The sequence below is a fragment of the Oceanospirillum linum genome, from assembly GCF_001995095.2.
In the GTDB taxonomy this organism is placed as follows: Bacteria; Pseudomonadota; Gammaproteobacteria; order Pseudomonadales; family Halomonadaceae; genus Oceanospirillum; species Oceanospirillum linum.
Window position 1 is genome coordinate 1 of sequence record NZ_MTSD02000215.1, and the last position, 397, is coordinate 397.

The following is a 397-nucleotide window of genomic DNA, read 5'->3' on the forward strand; positions in this document are numbered from 1 at the left end:
GATGGAAGGTCGCCAAGTTGACACTAAAAAGGCCTTGATCAAGGCGCTATTCAGTCACATTGAGGCTCAGTTAGGCATTTCCGCTGTTGATATTGAAATCACAATTAAAGAGCAACCTGCTCATTGTTGGGGGTTTAGAGGCAGGAAGGGCGACGAGGTTGCCTACCTAAAGTACAAGGTTAACGTATAACACAGTACTCAGGCTTCTCCTTCACAACAAACTCCACGCCAGAAAGTAAAAAAGCATTATCCGTACTAAGGCGTTACCAACACAATCCGATCAGCAGATTTCTTTCTCCCGGAGCTTAGCGTCCAGTGCTCAAAAAACACAAAGCCCCGATCCTTTTGATATTGATAAGGAGCAGGGCTTTTGGGTTTATCAAAGATTATTCAGGCT

General features: G+C 44.6%; 1 protein-coding gene. It reads left to right on the forward strand.

All coding sequences use genetic code 11. From position 1 onward, the window contains the following. A partial coding sequence (locus BTA35_RS17385) for a tautomerase family protein (protein ID WP_078320927.1) occupies positions 1–190 on the forward strand: 190 nt, incomplete at its 5' end. Positions 191–397 lie beyond the last annotated feature (207 nt).